Below are 16,159 nucleotides of genomic sequence, written 5' to 3' on the forward strand. Positions count from 1 at the left end.
CACATGGTTGAGTATTTCATTCGTCGTCCTAAGTTTGCCATCGTATTGAGTATCATCATGACCATCATCGGTCTGATTGCCCTACTCAAAGCCCCTGTTGAGCAATACCCAAATGTCGCGCCTCCGGAGATTGAGGTGTCTACTGAATTTACTGGTGCCAACGCGGAAGTTCTGCGCGATACGGTCGCCACAGAGATTGAAAAAGAGGTGAATGGCGTCGAGGGTATGATTTACATGCGCTCTAAATCTGCCAGTGATGGTAACTACATTCTGACTGTGGCGTTTGAAGTAGGCTTTGACGCCGACAAAGCGCAAATTCTGGTACAGAACCGCGTAAACCGCGCCATGGCCAAACTTCCAGAAGAAGTGAAACGCTCTGGTGTGAAAGTCGAAAAAACTGCGTCGAATATCATGATGGCAGTCATGGTGCACTCACCAGATCAATCCAAAGATGGCCTGTTCCTCAACAACTACGCCAACATGAACATCAAAGATGAGTTGGCACGTGTCAATGGCGTCTCAAAAGTTCGCAACATTGGTGACATGGAATACGCGATGCGTATTTGGCTCGATCCAATGAAAATGGCCAGCCTTGGGATCGTTCCGGAAGATGTCGCAAGCGCGATTGGTGAGCAAAACGTGATTCGCCCTGCAGGTAGTGTCGGTGCAGCGCCTTATGCCACACAAACATCGCCTTTCCAAATGGTCGTCCGTACCGAAGGTCGCCTGCGTCATAAAGAGCAGTTCGAAGATATCGTCGTCAAAGCTGACACTGCAGGTAAACTGGTTCGTATCTCCGATCTTGGTCGTGTTGAGCTAGGCTCACAGCAATACATTGTGAAGGCAATGTATGATCAATCAGATGCCGCCTTGCTCGCTATTTATCAAGCACCGGGCGCCAACGCACTGGAGATCTCCGAAGGCATTTACGCCAAGATGGAAGAGCTAAAAGCGCGCTTTCCGCAAGGTATCGATTATCAGATCCCATATAACCAAACCGAGTTTGTTAAAGTCTCGATTGCCGAAGTAATGGAAACCTTAGTGATTGCCATCATCTTGGTAACCGCTGTGACCTATATTTTCCTTCAAGACTGGCGCACAACCATCATCCCGGTGATTGCCATCCCGGTCTCCGTGATCGCGACGTTTGCAGTTATGCAAGCAATGGGCATGTCGATGAACATGTTAACGCTGCTAGGTCTGGTTCTGTCCATTGGTGCTGTAGTGGATGCGGCAATCATCGTTGTTGAAAACGTGGAACGCTTGATGGCGGAAGAGGATCTCTCGGCCATGGATGCCACCATTAAAGCGATGCAAGAAGTTACCGGTCCAATCCTGGCTTCTGCACTCGTACTGTTCGCGGTGTTTGGTCCTGTTACTATGATGCCAGGACTCACTGGCCAGCTTTATCAACAGTTTGGTATTACGCTTTCAGTTTCGATTGCGATTTCAACTGTGAACGCGCTGACATTAACGCCAGCACTTGCAGCCATCTTAATGCGTCCAGGAGGTCCGAAACCGGGCAAATGGTTGCGAGCATTCAACGTTTACTTAGATAAAGCAACCGCAGGCCTTGGGAATAGCGTCACGCTGATGATTAAGCGCCTTACTCTTAGCTTGATGGGTTTTGGCGTGATGATCATTGCCATCGTGCTCATGGGTTATAAGATGCCAAGTGGCTTCTTGCCTGATGAGGACTCTGGTAACTTCTTTGTGAATATTGAACTGCCGCAAGCTGCATCACTGGCGCGTACTGAGCAAATCACCCGTGATGCGATTGATATGGTTCTTGAAGAGCAAGGCGTATCAAGCGTCGTTTCTGCACCGGGTTTTAGCCTGCTCGGCAACGCGGCAGCGTCTAACTCTGCAATGATGATCGTAAACCTCGATCATTGGTCTGAGCGTACTGATGCCAATTTGCACATGAAAGCCATCATGGGACGCGTTCAAGATAAACTCAATCGCATCAGGAATGCCGACATCATTAGCTTTTTTGCGCCCCCCATTCCTGCCCTCGGTATGAACTCTGGCTTTGAAATGCGCTTGGAAGACACCTTAGGCCGTTCTCCTGCCGAACTTGCCGCAGTCGGCGATGAACTGATGGCGAAAGCGATGGCGCACCCTGCGATTGATTTTACCTACACCATGTTCCGCGCCAATACGCCACAGGTCGAAGTCAAACTCAAGCGTGACAAAATCAAGTCAACCAATGTGGATTTGCAATCGGTCTACATGACACTGCAAACCTACCTAGGTGGTTTGTATGTCAACGATTTCACTGAGTTTGGCCGTAACTACAAAGTATTTTTGCAATCTGAAGCGCAAAGCCGCTCTGACAGCAGTGATATCGCTAGCTACTATGTGCGCTCGAACGATGGAAAAATGGTGCCATTAAACTCGCTTATTGAGATAAAGAATGTGCTTGGAGCAGAAGCCGTCGAACGCTTTAATCTGTACAGTTCACTGATGATTAATGGTGTGGCTGCGCCGGGTTATAGCTCCGGTGAAGCCGTCGCTGCAATGGCAAGCATCGCCGATAGCTCACTACCAAGCGGTTATAAATACGATTGGTCTGGCTTGACCTATCAAGAACAAAAAGCGGGCAACGCTGCGCCAATCATGTTTGGTATGGCCATGCTGTTTACCTTCCTGTTTTTGGTCGCACAGTATGAGTCATGGGTGACGCCTCTAGCGATTATTCTTTGTGTGCCGACCGCCGTTTTTGGCGCCTTATTCCACACTTGGATTATGGGTGGTGATATCAATATCTACACTCAAGTGGGCTTGGTGCTTATGGTGGGCATGGCAAGTCGAAACGCGATATTGATCGTCGAATTTGCTAAAGAACTGCGTGAAGCTCAGGGACTATCGATTGTCGATGCTGCCGTCTCGGCGACTAAACTGCGTTTTCGTGCGGTATTGATGACGGCTTTCTCATTCATTTTAGGTGTCGTACCTTTGGTGATTGCAACCGGTGCCGGTGACGGTGCGCGTCGTGCGGTGGGATACAGTACTTTTGGCGGCATGCTGGCTGCAACTATACTGGGCTGCTTGGTTGTGCCTGTTGTGTGGGTCATGCTACAGCGTATGCGTGAGCGATTTGGCAAAGCGAAAGTCGACACTAAGCAAACGGCGTAACGGATAACCTTCCGTAATGTCATAAAAAAGGCGCTCTCCTTTAAGGAGAGCGCCTTTTGTGTCTTGGAAAGATACTAGACTTTAAATTGATTCATCAGTGATTGCTGCGTATCAGACAGTGCATTGATCTCTTGTCCCACTTTTTCTGACTCACCGGCATTTTCAAGGATCTTCGCGCTCAGATCACGAATATTACTCACATTCTGATTCACCTCACTCGATACCGATTGCTGCTCTTCAGCGGCACGGACGATTTGCGAATTCATGTCGTTGATGGCTGAAATCGATTCGAAAATACGGCTAAGTGCTGATACCGCTTGCTGAACATGATTCGATGTTGAGTCAGCGAGGTTGGAGCTCTCTTGCATCGCAGCCACCACATCTGCCGTGCCTTTCTGTACTCGCTCAATCACTTGCTGGATTTCGCCAACCGAATCTTGCGTACGACTCGCTAGGCTGCGGACTTCATCGGCAACCACCGCGAACCCTCTGCCCTGCTCTCCGGCGCGAGCCGCTTCAATCGCTGCATTCAGTGCCAACAGGTTAGTTTGTTCAGAAATACCCTCAATCACGGCCAATATCTCAGTAATGTTGGCGTTGTTTTTCGCAAGCTCTTCCACTACTGGCACCGTTACTTTCATCTGCTCCACTAAACGCACCATTTCGCTTGCCGACAGCTCTGCCACTTCCTGACCATGACTTGCCGACTCATTAGCGCTGGAAGCTGCCTCTACCGCCACTTCGGCATTTTGTACGACTAGCGCAGCCGTTTGTGTCATCTCTTCTGAAGCAGTGGCTACTAGATCGACTTCACGGAACTGTGCCTCACTGCTTTCTCGGGTTGCGATAGCAGTTTGATTGGCGGATTCTGCAGTGCCGCTGATTTTCTCGGTAGAAACGGCTACTTGCTGAATCGTCGTCTGCAGCTTAGCGAGAAACGCGTTGAACTGTTTCGCCAGCTGTCCGATTTCATCTTGAGATTTCACATCCAAACGCTGAGTCAGATCCCCTTCACCGCTAGCAATGTCCTCTAAACGAGTCACCACTTCACGAATGGGTTTCACTAAACGTGACGCCATAACGCTGATAATGATCAGGCCAACGAGTACAAAACCCGCACCGACCAAGGTTTCGAATACAATGCCGTCACTTAATTGCTGTGAAATGATCGTGTCTAGGGTAATCGCATCTTGAAGTACGCTATCACGAGGCATATCAAAGAAAACGCCCCAAGTTTGGTTGGCAATAGTGACTGGACTGAACACCGTTAACCACTGATTGTCAGTGCTCCACAGTGTTGCGGCTTCTTCACCAAACATCAGGTCGGTAATTTGGTCGGCGGAAAGTACCTGGCTCTGATAACGTGAGCCAACCGCGACTTCACTATTATCACTGGCAATCACGCTCTCATCTAAGCTGATAATATTAACGTGACCGTTACCACCAAATAGGCTGGCATCGGAATCAAGTACCGTCTTAGCAAGTTGAGTTAATTGCAGATCAATACCTAAAAATCCAATGACTTGGCTATCTACTTCGATGGGCAGTGACAGCGATGAGGTGAGATGCTGGCTATCCCCCACTTGCGTCAATCTTGGTGTGCTCACACACGCAGACTCACTTGCCATTGGGCAATAGAAGCGCTCAGCATTTTCCATCGAGTTTTGAATGCTTTTGGTTAATACGGTACGAACCGCGTTTTCACCGCTGGCAGCAACTTGCCAATACGTCGCAAACTGACCAATTTCGTTTGAACCTACGTAGTCCGCTCCCTGGTAGTTGCTGTCTTCACCGTCAAGCTGATCAGGTTTGAAAACAAGGTACGCCCCTTGTATCGACGGAAATTGGATAACCGCTTGACGCATCATTTCGTCCAACGCCACCCTCAGATCTTCACTCGGGAGGAAGTTCTCTTCTGCGTTGTACTTTTGAAACTTCGCATTAGCAATCAGCATCTCAGCTCGGTAGACCGCTTCATCAAAGTAGGCTTTCACCTCACGAGCATTGATCTCAGCTTGAGCTTCCAGAAGTGCCTGAGATTTCTCGGACACCGATTTCGAACTCATTGCTTGAATCGACTGCTGGCTATTGACGGCGTTATAAAGTGAAAAGCCGATTAAGGCGATAGAGGTGAACAGCAAGCACAAGCCTGCCAATACCGTGATTTTCCACTGCACGGAGAGAGTTCGCATAGTACATCCTTTTTGCAAACGGGGAGCGTGTATTGTTTTTATATCGACCAAAGGTCTTATTTGTTGAGTGTTTTATTACAGCATTTTTACATCTTTACCTCAACACTATCGATGGATGTGTTTGAGCCAGAATGCTAGTATTTTGCTTTCGATTTTAAAAATCACAGGATTAGTGAGAAATGAAAGTCATCAGCTTTAATATCAATGGTCTACGTGCAAGACTCCATCAATTGCAAGCGCTCATCGACAAGCATCAGCCGGATGTCATCGGCTTGCAGGAAATCAAAGTGCACGATGAAGCCTTCCCGGTCGAAGCCGTTGAAGAAATGGGCTACAAAGTTTACTTCCATGGTCAAAAAGCGCACTACGGTGTTGCGATGCTTTGCAAAAAAGAGCCTATCTCGGTTCAAAAAGGTTTCCCAACCGATAATGAAGACCATCAGAAACGCATGATCATGGCGACGTTTGAAGATGACAACGGCGAAAAAGTCACCGTACTTAATGGTTACTTCCCGCAAGGTGACAACATCGCTCATGAGACTAAATACCCTTACAAGCGCGAGTTCTATCAAGATCTTATGAAGTACTTGAACGAGTACCACAATAACGATGAGCAAGTCATCGTGATGGGTGACATTAACATCAGCCCAATCGACCTTGATATTGGTATCGGTGAGCCTAACCGTAAGCGCTGGCTAAAAACGGGTAAGTGTTCATTCCAACCTGAAGAGCGTGAATGGCTAAAAACGCTACTTGATTGGGGCTTCGTGGACACCTTCCGTCAGCTTCATCCGGATGCGGACGACAAATTCTCGTGGTTCGATTACCGCTCTCGTGGCTTTGATGACAACCGCGGCCTGCGCATCGACGTGGTACTGGCAACGCCAGGTCTAGCGGCAAAATGTGTTGAAGCAGACATCGACTACGAGCTACGCGGCATTGAGAAGCCGTCTGACCACGCGCCAATTTGGTCTACCTTTTCGTAGTTAGCCGTTAAACGTGAATAGCGACAAATATAAAGGGGGCGATATCTGATGATATCGCCCCCTTCTTTTGTATAACGTCTATTTCTTCTGGCTTAAGCTTTACTGAGAGCCAAGCGGTCTCAAATACGCCAAGAAACGTTTTTCGGCTTTTTTGAAGCACCAAAGAATAATGAACGTCAGTGCCATGTAGAACATACCCGCCGCTAAGAACGACTCAAATGGTGCGTAGTAGCGAGAGTTTACCAAGCGAGCTGCGCCGGTCAGGTCCATAATTGTCACGATACCCGCAACGGCAGAGCCGTGAAGCATAAAGATCACTTCGTTACTGTAAGCAGGCAGTGCACGCCGCAATGCCGATGGCAAAATGATGCGGCGATATGTTTTCCAAGTGCTCATGCCAAATGCTTTTGCCGCTTCTACTTCGCCACGTGGCAAGCCATTTATGGCACCACGGATGATTTCCGCAGTATAAGCAGAGGTATTAAGAACAAAGGCCACCAGCGCACAGAACCAAGCATGTTCCCAAAGGGTATCTTTCACCGGGAAGAATTGATCCATACCGTAGTAGATAAGGTAAAGCTGAACCAGCAGCGGCGTGCCACGGAAAAAATAGATAAAACCCCATGACGGCAAGCTCAGCAAATAGTTATCGCTGTTGCGTGCAACCGCGAGCGGAATGGCAACACACAAGCCAATAATCAGTGCTGATAGCACCAACCAAACTGTGGTCCAAAGGCCATCAAAATAGATAGGCAAGCTGTCGATAATCAGAGAAAAGTCCATAGCCTACCTCACATGAATACTGAATTTGCGCTCAACCAGTTTTAGGAACCCGGTAGAGATACTTGTGAAGATTAAGAAGATGATGGCAACGGCCATGTAGAACGTAAACGGCATCTTAGTGGTACCCGCTGCAAGCGAGCTCATACGGACCATGTCTTCAAGACCGATAATTGATACCAGTGCCGTGGTTTTAAGTAGTACCAGCCAGTTGTTACCAAAACCCGGTAACGCGTGACGTATCATCTGCGGCAACAGAATACGTCTAAAGGCTAGTGTCGAACTCATACCATACGCTTTTGCCGCTTCCATCTCACCTTTGTCTACCGCCATGATCGCACCACGGAAGGTTTCTGCCATGTAAGCGCCGAAAATAAAGCCAATCGTCAGTACACCGGCAATAAAAGGCGATACATCAATGTAATCTGGAAGGTACGATGTCCATTCATGGTTAGGATCGCTAGAAGCAAACCACTCGTTCAACCACTCGTTTGTCGCATACAAACTGTTGTTGAGAAGAATCTGTCCGCCGAAGAAAATCAGCATCATTAATACGAGGTCTGGAATGCCTCGGATGATAGTCGTGTAAAGGGTCGCAATCGCACGCGCCCATTTGTAAGGTGCCATCTTAGCAAGTGCACCTAACATACCCAGCACCATAGCGAGGATCAGTGACAATATCGCCACTTCTATGGTGAGTACGGCCCCTTTTAAAATTGAGGCTTCATATCCTTGTAAATCGAGCATAGTTCCTTCCAACAGCACAGCAAAATTGTTGGTCAGTCTTACCAAAAGGCCTGTGACTCGCCCTTTAGTAAAAAGGGCCTGAGACTAGCTCAAGCCCTCGTCTTTTGTTCAGCAGTCAGATTATTGACCGTAAACGTCGTAGTTGAAGTATTTAGACGCAATCTCGTCGTATTTGCCACTTGCACGTAGTGAAGTGATTGCAGCGTCTAGTTTCTTCGTTAGGTCTTTGTCTTGCTTACGTACCGCAATACCCATACCTTCACCGAACCACTTAGCGTCAGTTAGAGATGGACCTACGAACTCATAAGCGTCGCCGCCGTCTTTGTTAATCACGCCTTCTTCTAGAGCAGATGCGTCACCAAGTACCGCAGCGATACGACCATTTGCTAGATCAAGGTAAGCTTCATCAAATGAACCGTAACGTACGATTTCTACTTGATCGCCATAGTTGTCTGTTAGGTATTTGTCGTGCGTTGTTGCACGCTGTACACCAATTTTCGCGCCGCTAAGGTTATCAAAGTTTAGACCCGCACCTTTCTTAGCGATGAATTTGTTCGGGATTTGAGCGTATTTACCAGTGAAGTCAATTTTCTTTTTACGCTCTTCAGTGATAGACATCGCAGCGATAATTGCGTCGTATTTACGAGCAAGTAGAGACGGAATAATGCCGTCCCAATCTTGAGGAACGATAACACACTTAGCTTTTAGCTCTTCACAAAGCGCGTTAGCCATGTCAACGTCAAAACCTTTTAGAGAACCATCAGCCTCAGTCCAGCTAAAAGGAGGGTACGCACCTTCGATACCAAAGCGCACAGTTTTCCATTCCTTAGCTTGTGCTACTCCAGTTGCAGCTGTTGCAGCCAGTGCTGCTACCATTAACCACTTTTTCATTTCCATACTCCTGTGATTGAAATTTTTGTTTTTGTGTTGTGTTTTTATCGAGTTTTCTAGGTCTTAGCCCAGAAGACCATCTTCTATATTAGTAGATAGATGAAATAAATTGTTGTAGACGTTCTGATTCTGGGTTGGTGAACAGTTTTGCTGGGTCGCCCTGCTCTTCTACTCGACCTTGATGCAAGAACATCACGTGGTTAGATACGTCACGAGCAAACGCCATTTCGTGTGTCACCACCAGCATGGTTCTGCCTTCTTCAGCCAGATCTTGCATAACACCCAATACTTCGCCGACCAATTCAGGATCGAGCGCCGATGTCGGCTCATCGAACAACATCACTTCTGGTTCTACCGCCAACGCACGTGCAATCGCTGCACGTTGCTGCTGACCGCCTGAAAGGTGCCCTGGATAGTAATCACGGCGCTCATACAGACCCACTTTCTTAAGAAGCAGTTCGGCGTTTTCGATAGCTTGCGCTTTTGGTACACCCAAAACGTGGATTGGCGCTTCGATGATGTTCTCAAGAACGGTCATGTGCGACCAAAGATTGAAACCCTGAAAAACCATCGCCAAGCGAGAACGGATTCGCTGAACTTGTTTTTCATTAGCAGGAAGTGACTCGCCCTGACGGTTCTTTTTCATTTGGATCAATTCACCATTAACCCAAATCTCACCCTCTGTTGGCGTTTCCAGTAGGTTGATACAACGTAGAAAGGTGCTCTTCCCGGAGCCTGATGAGCCAATAATTGAGATGACATCACCTTTATGTGCAGCAAGGGAAATCCCTTTTAAAACTTCATTTTGACCAAAGGTCTTGTGCAGTTCTTTTATGTCCAGCGCGGGTACTTCATTCATGCGCTTGTGCTCCCTGTATATTATTGACTGCTAAGCCTATTTGATAGGCAAAGGTACTCCGACCTTTTATTTGTTCGATACAAGCTAGCACTAGAAAGCGAAGGTTGCAACAAACTATTAACCTGTAATATTTGACTACGCAGGCATTGTATCTGACAGAATATGCAAATTAAAGTGTTTACCACTGCGTTTTGTGAATATTCTTTTCTAAATGCTGCACTTTTAGTCAGTGGCTGTTTTTTATACTGAAGTGCATTATATTGCGATTTTGTTACACCAAAGAGGGGTTATCTGGAATCTAAATCTGATTTTGAGTGCCTTTTTAGTGGATAAGATCTACTAATGACCCATTAGCCAACATTATGGACTAGTTGATAGTTTTGATATTTGGATCAAAAAAGCCCTCTCGCGGTGGAGAGGGCTTTATACCTGAACCTGTTAATTAACGAGTACTGCCTTGCACTTGGCTAACATCACTGTTCATAACATTTGAATATGACTTCACGGCCTGCGTAAACAGCGGAACGATACCAGTGTAATCAACAAACTCATCCGCCTGGAAATCGTACAACTCAGTCATTTTTGCGTAGTCGGAGTGATTGGTCATAAAGAATTGACCAGTATCTTTCGAGGTTGATGCAGATGCTAGCATCGAGACTTCAACAATGTCACTGCCCGGTGTGAAGTTAATGTCCACATTATTATTGGATGGCTTCATCATCGGCTGCTGTGTACCTGCAACAGAATAAATAGTCTGCGAGAAAGGTCTAGGGATCGACGTTGAAGTATATGTTCTTACTTGATATCTAGCTAACTTATATGAAGTATCGAAGCTGGCTTGAGAGAAGCAATAACCAAAACCCGAGTTCCCACATGTGCTAACAGTAAGCGACGAGCTGCTGCCATGTGTTGGCGCACTGAAATTGATAGCCGTTCCATCTAGAGTGTAGACGCCGTTGTAATTCCAGCCGTTTGTTGTCGTCCCTTCTACATCCAAAGCCCACTTCTGGACTGGGGCGGTGTCAGCGTATGCATAGGATGTTGAGTCACCATAAATAGGTTGCCACTTATAAAGGTCACCATCATTTTGGACGACAACCTGTCCTCCATCAAAAGCCTTTAAGCCACTATGATTAAAGTTAACGCTTGGTGCACCAACCTCGTCTAAAGTTACTGGAATTGCATTCGAGGAGTTGCCATCAAAGTAAATAGATTTGGAATCAACAAACGCAAATCCGTTCATTCCCGTCAAACTTAAAGACATACCTGAATCTGTGCTTGATTCAGTGCTTTGCGCGTAAGCCGTTAAAAGAACTTTCTGGTCATTCGGGTTCTTCGACACAACCGGAATATCACGTGCAGAGTTGGTATGGCTCGCAATCTCACCCAGACGTGAACCATTTGCCAAATATCCTTGTGTGGTTCCAACAACGACAACATTAGTCGCCGCAGTTTCATCGAGTTCAGCGGAACGGAATAAATCGTCACCACTTGCCGTTACACAACGATTCGAAGCAGACTGGTTATTACGGACCGCTATAGTCATGTTTTGCAATAGATCGCGGTGAATAGAAAGTGAGTGAACAGATAGATCTTCGACTGTTGTACCGCTTTCTTCTTCAACGGTTAGAAAGCCATTAGTAGGTACGCTAGACATATTCAAGCTAATCTGACCATTGCTGTTCGGGCGGTAGCTAGTTTTGTCTGTTACATTACCATTTTCATCATGAATCAAGATGTTGAAATTGCTGTCTGCAACCACACCATAGACATAAGTCTTTTCATCAGTAGCGTTCATCGCATTTAACATGCTACTGACGATCTCTGGCTGCTGATACTCACCATAAATTGCACAGTTTGAAGGGATGTTTTTACCTAGATCTCGTTCCAACTTTACGAAAGAAATCGTATATACAGTTGGTGAAGGTGCTGTAGTCCCGCCACCACCGCCGCCGCCACCACAGCCAACCATGGCGCCTGAAATCGCTGCGACGAGTGGCAACATTACTGCTTTTTTCATAGTTACATTCCTAATTCATATCCTGGCGGCAAAGTGTTGCCACTCTCTCTCATATGCGGGTAATGTCGCAAAGTCTGTGCCAAGTTTTAGGAGCGGCGAAGAATTCTACAATTCATCCAATGAATGTAATTGGAATGTAGGGAAAGTTACTGAAAGTCAGTTACGGAGATTGTTAATAAAGTGCGCCATTTCAAACAACTGTTGTAGTTTTCTTTCACATTTTTTCTTAAAGTGATCAAGATCAATCAAGGTGTTACTGTTGCTTGTTAGACTCGGCAGCATTGATATAGCACGAATTATTCACCTGACTTTTAGAATGTTGTCTATCCTTAGCACGTTAACCACGTGCACCTCCTAGCCGAGGCGAACGGTGAATTGAGTTCGCATATCAAGCCAAACGACTAACTTTATATATAAATGAGGAATCTATGTCAGACGCAGTTAACAAAGCGCATTCTGATTCGGATATCGAGACTAAGAGCTATCAAGAGCTTCACCGTCCAGCATCTGAGTTTGCCAGCCGCTCTGAATACCTAGACCACGAACTTCAAATCATGAAACCGCGCCGCTTTGGTCTTAACCTACCAGGCCGCGACTTCCGCTTTGAACTCGAAGATTTGGTACCTGCTCTTGCTGGTACTATCGGCATTATCGCAATGTACTCTGCGGTAATGATGTCATGGGCAGACGGTCTAACCGCCGCTTGGGATCACGTTAACCTTGGTAAAGAGTTTGCCATCGAGGTTGCTCGTGTTGAAATGCTCATCCCAGCGTTATTGTTCTGTATTCTCGCATCAGGTTTCATTAACCCACGTGCCAACCTTGCTGGTAACCACGGCCCGATGATCCCGCTTATCGGTTCTATCGCGCTTGCCGGTGCTCACCCTCTTGCTCTTGCTATTCTTCTTGGTGTGTTCGGTCTACTACTTAGCTACTTCAAAGGTGGTTCTAAGCTGGTTAACCTCACCTCTCAAGGTACTGCAGGTGGCCTCTTAATCTTCCTAGGCTTTACCGGCACGATGAGCCAAATCGGTTCAATCCAAGAGTGGGCGGTAAGTCTTCAGTCTGCGGACGTTGAAGCAGGTAGCATGGGTTACGTTGGTCTAATCGTATTAGGCATCAACATTGCTGTTTACGCATACCTTGCAAAAATCAACATGCGTTGGTTGGCCATCCCAGTATGTGCGGTAACGGGTCTACTTCTTGCGCTTGGTTTAGGTGCGGGCTTCGACTTGACGTTCGAAACAGAAATGGGTCTACCTAACCTTAACCCAGTTTACTGGTGGGGCAGCACAGAAGAAGGTTGGATGCTAGGTCTTCCTAACCTACAACACTTCATTGCCTCTCTACCGTTTGCGATTCTTGCTGTAGCGATGTGGTCTCCTGACTTCCTGGGTCACCGTATCTTCCAAGAGCTAAACTACCCACGTAAGACTGAAAAAGTGCTTATGGACGTAGATGACACTATGACTATGTGTTCTGTACGTCAGATGGTTGGTACGGCAGTAGGTGGTGGTAACATCACGTCTTCTTGGGGTACGTACATGATCCCAGCGGCTATCGCTAAGCGTCCAATTCCAGGTGGTGCAATCCTTCTTGGTTCACTATGTATCATCGTGGCAATCCTTGGTTTCCCAATGGATGTTGCGGTATGGCCGCCAGTGATGCGTGTTGCACTACTAGTAGGTGTATTCCTTCCGCTACTAGAAGCGGGCATGCAGATGGTGAAAGAGACTAAAGATTCGCAAGCCGCGGGTATCTGTATCTTTGCATCAGTAGTTGCAAACCCAGTACTTGCATGGGCTCTGACCATGTTCCTAGATAATAATGGTCTGATCGGTGACAAAGAGCGTGCTTCTCGTCTATCTTTTGTAGATAAGATTGTCATCCCAGTCGGTGTATTCGTAATCTGTCTAGTAGCAATGCTTGCTGTAGGTATGCTAGAAGGCCAGTACGGCATCCCAGCTTTCCTATAATATCTAGTTGATTATTTGGGCAGTGACATTCACTGCCCAAATTTTTATCAAACATTTTTAAGATTTATTGATTTAGTTTAAGTTTTACAATTTATTTTTAGTTTACTATTGATTTTGACGGTGAGAGTGACAATATCTATAACCATATTAACCATAAGTGGTTATACGATATTTTTATTCAATGGTACTGGCTCTTCCTCTGAAGAGCACGCGTATAAATCGCACAGTACGTGTTTTTTCTACTAAAAAGGTAGGTATGTCATGGCAGAGCAATTTGCTAAAGCTTGGGAAGGTTTTGCTGCAGGTGACTGGCAAAACGAAGTAAACGTACGTGACTTCATTCAGAAGAACTACACTCCTTATGAAGGCGACGAGTCTTTCCTAGTTTCTGAAGGTACTGAAGCGACTAACACGCTTTGGGCTAAAGTAATGGAAGGTATCAAGCAGGAAAACAGCACTCACGCTCCTGTTGATTTCGATACTTCTGTTATCTCTACCATCACTTCTCATGATGCGGGCTACATCAACAAAGACCTAGAAACAATCGTTGGTCTACAAACTGAAGCACCTCTTAAGCGTGCAATCATGCCTAACGGCGGCGTGCGCATGATCGAAGGTTCTTGTAAAGCATACGGTCGTACGCTTGACCCACAAGTTTCTAAAATCTACTCAGAGTACCGTAAAACACACAACCAAGGTGTTTTCGATGTTTACTCTCCAGATATCCTAAAATGTCGTAAGTCTGGTGTTCTGACTGGTCTTCCAGATGCATACGGTCGTGGTCGTATCATCGGTGACTACCGTCGTGTAGCACTTTACGGTATTGACTTCCTAATGAAGGACAAAGTTGCTCAGTTCCACTCTACTCAAGAGAAACTAGAAGCTGGCGACGATCTACAAATGACTATGCAGCTGCGTGAAGAGCTTCAAGAGCAACACCGCGCACTAGGTCAAATGAAAGAAATGGCCGCTTCTTACGGCTTCGACATTTCTGGTCCTGCGACTACTGCACAAGAAGCAATCCAGTGGACTTACTTCGGTTACCTAGCTGCTGTTAAATCTCAAAACGGCGCGGCTATGTCTCTAGGTCGTACTTCGACTTTCCTAGACATTTACGTTGAGCGTGATATCGCTGCTGGCATCATCACTGAAGAACAAGCTCAGGAAATGATCGACCATTTCGTAATGAAGCTACGTATGGTTCGCTTCCTACGTACTCCTGAGTACGATGAGCTATTCTCTGGCGACCCAATCTGGGCAACAGAATCTATGGGTGGTATGGGTGTTGACGGTCGTACGCTAGTTACGCGTACAAACTTCCGTTTCCTAAACACGCTATACACTATGGGTCCTTCTCCAGAGCCAAACATCACTGTACTTTGGTCTGAGCAGCTACCTGACGGCTTCAAGAAGTTCTGTGCGAAGGTATCTATCGATACTTCTTCTATCCAGTACGAGAACGATGACCTAATGCGTCCAGATTTCAACAACGATGACTACGCTATCGCTTGTTGTGTATCTCCAATGGTTATCGGTAAGCACATGCAGTTCTTCGGCGCTCGTGCAAACCTAGCTAAGACTCTACTTTACGTTATCAACGGCGGTGTAGATGAGAAGCTTAAGATCCAAGTTGGTCCTAAAACTGAAGCAATGACTGACGAAGTTCTAGACTTCGATAAAGTTTGGGCTGGTCTAGACAACTTCATGGATTGGCTAGCTAAGCAATACGTGACTGCGCTAAACGCAATCCACTACTCTCACGACAAGTACAGCTACGAAGCAGCGCTTATGGCTCTACATGACCGTGACGTACGTCGTACAATGGCTTGTGGTATCGCTGGTCTATCTGTTGCAGCTGACTCTCTATCTGCAATCAAATACGGTACAGTTAAGCCAATCCGTGACGAAGACGGCATCGCGATCGACTTCGACATCTCTGGCGACTACCCGAAATTTGGTAACAACGACGCTCGTGTAGATGACATGGCTTGTGAACTTGTTACTATCTTCATGAACAAGATCCGTAAGCTTAAGACTTACCGTGATGCAGTACCTACACAGTCTATTCTGACTATCACTTCAAACGTGGTATACGGTAAGAAGACTGGTACTACACCAGACGGTCGTAAAGCAGGTGCTCCATTCGCTCCAGGTGCAAACCCAATGCACGGTCGCGATGAGAAAGGTGCTGTAGCTTCTCTTACTTCTGTAGGTAAACTACCGTTTGCTGACGCTAAAGATGGTATCTCTTACACCTTCTCTATCGTTCCAAACGCACTAGGTAAAGAAGAAGAGTCACAACGTTCTAACCTTGCTGGTCTAATGGATGGTTACTTCCACCACGAAACTGGCGTTGAAGGTGGTCAACACCTAAACGTGAACGTTCTTAACCGCGAAACTCTAGAAGACGCAGTTAAGCACCCTGAGAAATACCCTCAGCTAACAATCCGTGTATCTGGTTACGCTGTACGCTTTAACTCTCTAACTGCAGAGCAACAAGCGGACGTAATCGCACGTACGTTCACTGAATCTCTATAATCTTCGATTATACTGATTGAGATAAAAACCTC

10 protein-coding genes are annotated in these 16,159 nt (G+C 46.5%); 4 read left to right on the forward strand and 6 right to left on the reverse strand.

Features of this window, described 5'->3' with window-relative positions:
- Nucleotides 1-3 precede the first annotated feature (3 nt).
- On the forward strand, nucleotides 4-3,138 hold the full coding sequence (locus tag AAA946_RS10310; protein WP_338164788.1) for an efflux RND transporter permease subunit: 3,135 nt from the start codon (nucleotides 4-6) through the stop codon (nucleotides 3,136-3,138).
- Nucleotides 3,139-3,212: 74 nt separating this feature from the next.
- Here the strand turns inward: AAA946_RS10310 and AAA946_RS10315 are convergent, their stop codons facing one another.
- The gene (locus AAA946_RS10315) at nucleotides 3,213-5,330 is read right to left on the reverse strand and encodes a methyl-accepting chemotaxis protein (protein WP_338164789.1); all 2,118 of its coding nucleotides are present in this window, start codon (nucleotides 5,328-5,330) and stop codon (nucleotides 3,213-3,215) included.
- Nucleotides 5,331-5,509: 179 nt separating this feature from the next.
- Between AAA946_RS10315 and xthA the strand changes: the two genes are divergently transcribed.
- Entirely contained in the window at nucleotides 5,510-6,316 is an 807-nt protein-coding gene (gene xthA, locus AAA946_RS10320; protein WP_338164790.1) for an exodeoxyribonuclease III, read from the forward strand.
- A 99-nt stretch (nucleotides 6,317-6,415) separates the two neighbouring features.
- Here the strand turns inward: xthA and AAA946_RS10325 are convergent, their stop codons facing one another.
- The 5 genes from AAA946_RS10325 to AAA946_RS10345 all read right to left on the reverse strand — a co-directional run bounded on the left by AAA946_RS10325 (nucleotide 6,416) and on the right by AAA946_RS10345 (nucleotide 11,613).
- Nucleotides 6,416-7,099 (reverse strand): ABC transporter permease, encoded by a 684-nt coding sequence (locus AAA946_RS10325; protein ID WP_338164791.1) that lies wholly within the window; start codon nucleotides 7,097-7,099, stop codon nucleotides 6,416-6,418.
- Nucleotides 7,100-7,102: 3 nt separating this feature from the next.
- A complete protein-coding gene (locus AAA946_RS10330; protein WP_338164792.1) occupies nucleotides 7,103-7,843 on the reverse strand; it encodes an ABC transporter permease in 741 nt (246 codons plus the stop codon).
- Between the two features lie 120 nt (nucleotides 7,844-7,963).
- On the reverse strand, nucleotides 7,964-8,734 hold the full coding sequence (locus AAA946_RS10335; protein WP_338164793.1) for an ABC transporter substrate-binding protein: 771 nt from the start codon (nucleotides 8,732-8,734) through the stop codon (nucleotides 7,964-7,966).
- Nucleotides 8,735-8,822: 88 nt separating this feature from the next.
- The gene (locus AAA946_RS10340; RefSeq protein WP_042501899.1) at nucleotides 8,823-9,593 is read right to left on the reverse strand and encodes an ABC transporter ATP-binding protein; all 771 of its coding nucleotides are present in this window, start codon (nucleotides 9,591-9,593) and stop codon (nucleotides 8,823-8,825) included.
- 442 nt (nucleotides 9,594-10,035) lie between these two features.
- Complete coding sequence (locus AAA946_RS10345; protein ID WP_338164794.1) at nucleotides 10,036-11,613, reverse strand: hypothetical protein; 1,578 nt, start codon at nucleotides 11,611-11,613, stop codon at nucleotides 10,036-10,038.
- A 428-nt stretch (nucleotides 11,614-12,041) separates the two neighbouring features.
- Here AAA946_RS10345 and AAA946_RS10350 point away from each other — a divergent pair, with 428 nt between their 5' ends.
- Nucleotides 12,042-13,589, forward strand: coding sequence for a DUF3360 family protein (locus tag AAA946_RS10350; protein WP_338164795.1), 1,548 nt, complete (start codon nucleotides 12,042-12,044; stop codon nucleotides 13,587-13,589).
- A gap of 261 nt (nucleotides 13,590-13,850) precedes the next feature.
- Nucleotides 13,851-16,127 (forward strand): formate C-acetyltransferase, encoded by a 2,277-nt coding sequence (gene pflB, locus AAA946_RS10355; protein WP_338164796.1) that lies wholly within the window; start codon nucleotides 13,851-13,853, stop codon nucleotides 16,125-16,127.
- The last annotated feature ends 32 nt before the right edge of the window (nucleotides 16,128-16,159 follow it).

The sequence above is a fragment of the Vibrio sp. 10N genome (assembly GCF_036245475.1).
Lineage (GTDB): Bacteria > Pseudomonadota > Gammaproteobacteria > Enterobacterales > Vibrionaceae > Vibrio.

Bases quoted from the DNA above. Each gene is read 5' to 3' on its own strand.
- AAA946_RS10310 (WP_338164788.1), top strand. From the start codon at position 4: ATGGTTGAGTATTTCATTCGTCGTCCTAAGTTTGCCATCGTATTGAGT.
- AAA946_RS10315 (WP_338164789.1), bottom strand. From the start codon at position 5,330: ATGCGAACTCTCTCCGTGCAGTGGAAAATCACGGTATTGGCAGGCTTG.
- xthA (WP_338164790.1), top strand. From the start codon at position 5,510: ATGAAAGTCATCAGCTTTAATATCAATGGTCTACGTGCAAGACTCCAT.
- AAA946_RS10325 (WP_338164791.1), bottom strand. From the start codon at position 7,099: ATGGACTTTTCTCTGATTATCGACAGCTTGCCTATCTATTTTGATGGC.
- AAA946_RS10330 (WP_338164792.1), bottom strand. From the start codon at position 7,843: ATGCTCGATTTACAAGGATATGAAGCCTCAATTTTAAAAGGGGCCGTA.
- AAA946_RS10335 (WP_338164793.1), bottom strand. From the start codon at position 8,734: ATGAAAAAGTGGTTAATGGTAGCAGCACTGGCTGCAACAGCTGCAACT.
- AAA946_RS10340 (WP_042501899.1), bottom strand. From the start codon at position 9,593: ATGAATGAAGTACCCGCGCTGGACATAAAAGAACTGCACAAGACCTTT.
- AAA946_RS10345 (WP_338164794.1), bottom strand. From the start codon at position 11,613: ATGAAAAAAGCAGTAATGTTGCCACTCGTCGCAGCGATTTCAGGCGCC.
- AAA946_RS10350 (WP_338164795.1), top strand. From the start codon at position 12,042: ATGTCAGACGCAGTTAACAAAGCGCATTCTGATTCGGATATCGAGACT.
- pflB (WP_338164796.1), top strand. From the start codon at position 13,851: ATGGCAGAGCAATTTGCTAAAGCTTGGGAAGGTTTTGCTGCAGGTGAC.